Origin of the sequence: Vibrio sp. V39_P1S14PM300, from assembly GCF_009904765.1 — a bacterium.
In the GTDB taxonomy this organism is placed as follows: Bacteria; Pseudomonadota; Gammaproteobacteria; order Enterobacterales; family Vibrionaceae; genus Vibrio; species Vibrio proteolyticus.
The window spans coordinates 1-3,741 of the sequence record NZ_WXWP01000244.1 but is presented as its reverse complement, the minus strand read 5'-3'; the positions used below and the strand labels follow the sequence as shown (position 1 = coordinate 3,741).

Annotated in this window: 5 protein-coding genes; 3 read left to right on the top strand and 2 right to left on the bottom strand. The window is 51.2% G+C overall.

Features of this window, described 5'->3' with window-relative positions; genetic code table 11:
- On the top strand, positions 1-214 hold a 214-nt coding region (locus tag CAG65_RS22260; protein ID WP_237668807.1), incomplete at its 5' end, for a hypothetical protein.
- Here the strand turns inward: CAG65_RS22260 and CAG65_RS12355 are convergent.
- Complete coding sequence (locus CAG65_RS12355) at positions 186-428, bottom strand: hypothetical protein (RefSeq protein ID WP_161453825.1); 243 nt, start codon at positions 426-428, stop codon at positions 186-188. The genes CAG65_RS22260 and CAG65_RS12355 overlap by 29 nt on opposite strands.
- Positions 429-681: 253 nt before the next feature.
- Here CAG65_RS12355 and CAG65_RS12350 point away from each other — a divergent pair, with 253 nt between their 5' ends.
- Positions 682-2,091 carry an aminotransferase-like domain-containing protein gene (locus tag CAG65_RS12350; RefSeq protein ID WP_161453824.1) on the top strand — a complete coding sequence of 470 codons (1,410 nt, stop codon included), beginning with the start codon at positions 682-684 and terminating at the stop codon, positions 2,089-2,091.
- 73 nt (positions 2,092-2,164) lie between these two features.
- On the top strand, positions 2,165-2,368 hold the full coding sequence (locus tag CAG65_RS12345) for a hypothetical protein (RefSeq protein WP_021703622.1): 204 nt from the start codon (positions 2,165-2,167) through the stop codon (positions 2,366-2,368).
- 64 nt (positions 2,369-2,432) lie between these two features.
- Here the strand turns inward: CAG65_RS12345 and asnS are convergent.
- Positions 2,433-3,741: asparagine--tRNA ligase (asnS, locus tag CAG65_RS12340; protein WP_161453823.1), on the bottom strand; the 1,309-nt coding region annotated here is incomplete at its 5' end.

Genomic DNA, 3,741 nt, shown 5'->3' with positions numbered 1-3,741 from the left:
GTATCAGTTGGGGATTTTCAGTATAAAAACGGCAGCCTGCGGAAGGGAAATGTCTCAGTATTTTGGTTTAAGTAAGCAACAAAGGATGAGAAGGAAAAAGGGTATTCCTCTGGCGCGGAAGCCAGAAGCAACAAGCCCGGTATCTTACTGCCGGGCTAAGGCAACTCTTACGGTGTCAGGCGTGATCACTTGGGTTTATGTGCCCATTGATTAATGTGCTTCAAAATGGCGTTCAGAGCGTGTTCTTTTGTTGGTTTATTTCCGGCACTAACCTCCAGGTCACCTTTGACATGCAGGCCCGTGGCATCTTCCGCAATATGCAGCCAGTCCGGATGCCAGTAATAGGGCTGGCCATTGGGGGCATTCCAGCTGTGTACGCCGTTGGTTTCGCCTTTGTATTTTATGTCTTCCGTTTTGAACTTACTCATGATTACTCTCTCAATTCTCAGGTTCAGTAGGGTTAACATCACTGTTCAAAATTAAATCTATCAGATGGTGACATAATTAACGTGATAGTGATCTTATAATCCCCCATGATATTGATTATCCGGCGTTTTACTTCATTTTGCGCTGTGGACGCACCCAGTGTGAGTCGAGTGTGACGTTTCTCTTGGATATAAGAGCAAAAAAACACTGAAAAATCAGATGTGTTACAGTGCGCAGATAACAAGTGAGGGTTGTATGACACGTTATCAGTTACTGGCTCAGGAGATACGCCGCCAGATAGAAGATCAAACCTGGCGAGCCGGGGACAAAATTCCGTCTGTGCGCGCGACCAGCCGCAGTCACCAGGTGAGTACCAGTACTGTATTACAGGCGTTTCAGTTGCTGGAGAGTGAAGGGTTGTTGGTCGCCCGGCCACAATCTGGCTACTTTGTGGCCGCCAAAGAGCGAACCGCATCGCTCAGTGAAGTGCTAAAGCCCGCCCTGATCAACGATCAGCTGTTCACTTTTCTCAAGCAGAGTGCGGATGAGACTCTGATACCATTGGGATCGGCGTTTCCGGACCCAACCTTGTTTCCGGCGCGCGATCTGGCCCGTAATCTCGCCAGTGCTAACCGTCAGGTTTCCTCGACCAGTTGGCTCAGTCATCTGCCACCCGGAGATGAAACCCTGCGCCGGAAAATCGCGCAGCGATACCTGCAGCAGGGAATCCATATCAGTCATCATGACATTGTCGTAACCTCGGGTGCGCTGGAAGCACTGAACCTGAGCCTGGAAGCTGTGACGGTGCCGGGCGATTATGTGATCATTGAATCCCCGGCCTTTTATGGTGCCTTGCAAGCGATCGAGCGCCTCAACCTCAAACCGGTCGAAGTGCCGGTCGATACTCAACATGGTCTGGATTTCGATGCATTAGAGGTAGCATTGGCAACCTATCCGGTGCGGGCATGCTGGCTGATGCCCACGTTTCATAACCCGACAGGCAGTTGCCTGACTGAGTCAGCGCGGCAACGCCTGATGCAACGTCTGGCTCAGCAAGACGTCGCGGTCATTGAAGATGACGTGTATGGTGAGCTGTATTTTGGTGAGCGCAAACCGAAACCGTTGAAAGCCTTTGACCACAACGGGCAGGTTTTGTTGTGTGGTTCTTTGTCCAAATCTTTGTCGCCAGGCTATCGGGTTGGCTGGGTTGTATCTGAGCGATACAATGAGCTAATTCAAAGACAGCAACTGCTGTCGACCATCTCCAGCAGTGTGCCGGTGCAAAAGGGGCTAGCACACTATCTGACTCACGAAAGCTATGACAACCACCTGCGGAAGTTACGCAGGGCACTGGCTGAACGTCAGTTGGCGATGTCTGTGTTGATGCGAGAGTGCTTGCCTCCGGAAGTAACAGTGGCTGCACCTGAAGGCGGTTATTTTCTCTGGCTGCGTTTGCCTCACGAGATAGATACCAATGTGGTACACCAGGTTGCGCTGGAGCATGGGATCTCGGTGGCACCGGGCAGTCTGTTTGCGTTTGACGACCGGTTTGTCCACTGCCTGCGTATTAACAGCTCATATTCACTCGACGATCCACGTATTGCTGCTGCGATTCAGGCTCTGGGTCACATCATTACTAGGCTGAGCAACTGTTCGGTGCGTTAGTGCGCCATCTGTACTGCTCAGGGTGACACCAACAGTGCTGTAATGGCTTCGATTTATCACAAGGAGCCAGATTATGAGCACAACAAAACGTCGTGGAGAGCTGTTTCTGATCGCCTGGGCGATCATCAGCGCTCTGTTGTTGGTTCTCGGACACTTAATTTTGTCCAAGTCTTTTGTCGGGTACGCCTGGACGGAATACACGGCGGCAGCCATTCCGTTTGTTCTGTTTGCGATCTTCGTTGCGGCGGTTAAATACGCTGCCGGGAAACCGGACTGAGTTCATTCAGCAGGTATAAAAAAACCTCCGTCGATGCGGAGGTTTTTGCTATTCACAATGGCAATTAGAAGTTTGCGCTGCGTGGTGTACGTGGGAATGGGATCACGTCACGAACGTTGCCCATGCCGGTGACGTAAGACACCAGACGCTCGAAGCCCAGACCGAAACCTGCGTGTGGTACTGTGCCGTAGCGGCGCAAATCGCGATACCAGTTCATGTGCTCAGGGTCGATGCCCATTTCACGCATGCGTGCATCCAGAACATCCAGACGCTCTTCACGCTGAGAACCACCGATGATTTCACCAATGCCCGGTGCCAGAACGTCCATCGCAGCAACCGTCTTATTGTCGTCGTTCAGACGCATGTAGAATGCTTTGATGTCTTTCGGGTAGTTCTTCACGATGACAGGTGCTTTGAAGTGTTCTTCCGCCAGATAACGCTCGTGCTCAGAAGACATATCGATACCCCATTCAACCGGGAATTCGAACTCACGGCCAGAATCCATCAGAATTTGGATCGCGTCAGTGTAATCAACTTGTGCAAAGTCAGACGACACGAACTGTTCCAGACGGGTGATCGCTTCTTTATCGATACGCTGCGCGAAGAACTCAAGATCGTCACGACGCTCTTCCAGTACCGCTTTGAACACGTATTTCAGCATGTCTTCAGACAATTTCGCTATGTCATCCAGATCGGCAAACGCAACTTCAGGCTCAACCATCCAGAACTCCGCCAGGTGGCGACTGGTGTTTGAGTTTTCAGCACGGAAAGTCGGGCCGAAAGTGTAAATTTTGCTCAGTGCACACGCGTATGCTTCGCCATTTAGCTGACCGGATACCGTCAGGAAGGTTTCTTTACCGAAGAAATCTTCGTTGTAGTCCACTTTACCTGCGTCTGTGCGAGGCAAGTTTTCCATGTCTAGTGTAGAAACGCGGAACATTTCACCCGCGCCTTCTGCGTCAGACGCGGTGATTAGCGGAGCCGATACCCAGAAGTAACCTTGCTCGTGGTAGAAGCGGTGAATCGCCTGAGACAGGCAGTTACGAACACGTGCTACGGCACCGATTACGTTGGTGCGCGGACGCAGGTGCGCCACTTCGCGGAGGTATTCGATAGAATGACGAGTTTTCGCCATTGGGTAAGTGTCAGCATCTTCTACCCAGCCAACCACTTTCACGTCGATTGCTGCCAGTTCAAAGTCCTGACCGCTCGCTGGAGATTCAACCACTTTACCTGTTACTTCGACAGAGCAGCCGGTAGTCAGCTTCAGTACTTCGTCGTTGTAATTATTCAGATTATTAGGGACCACGGCCTGAATCGGGTCGAAACAAGAGCCGTCATAAATGGCAAGGAATGAGATTCCAGCTTTGGAA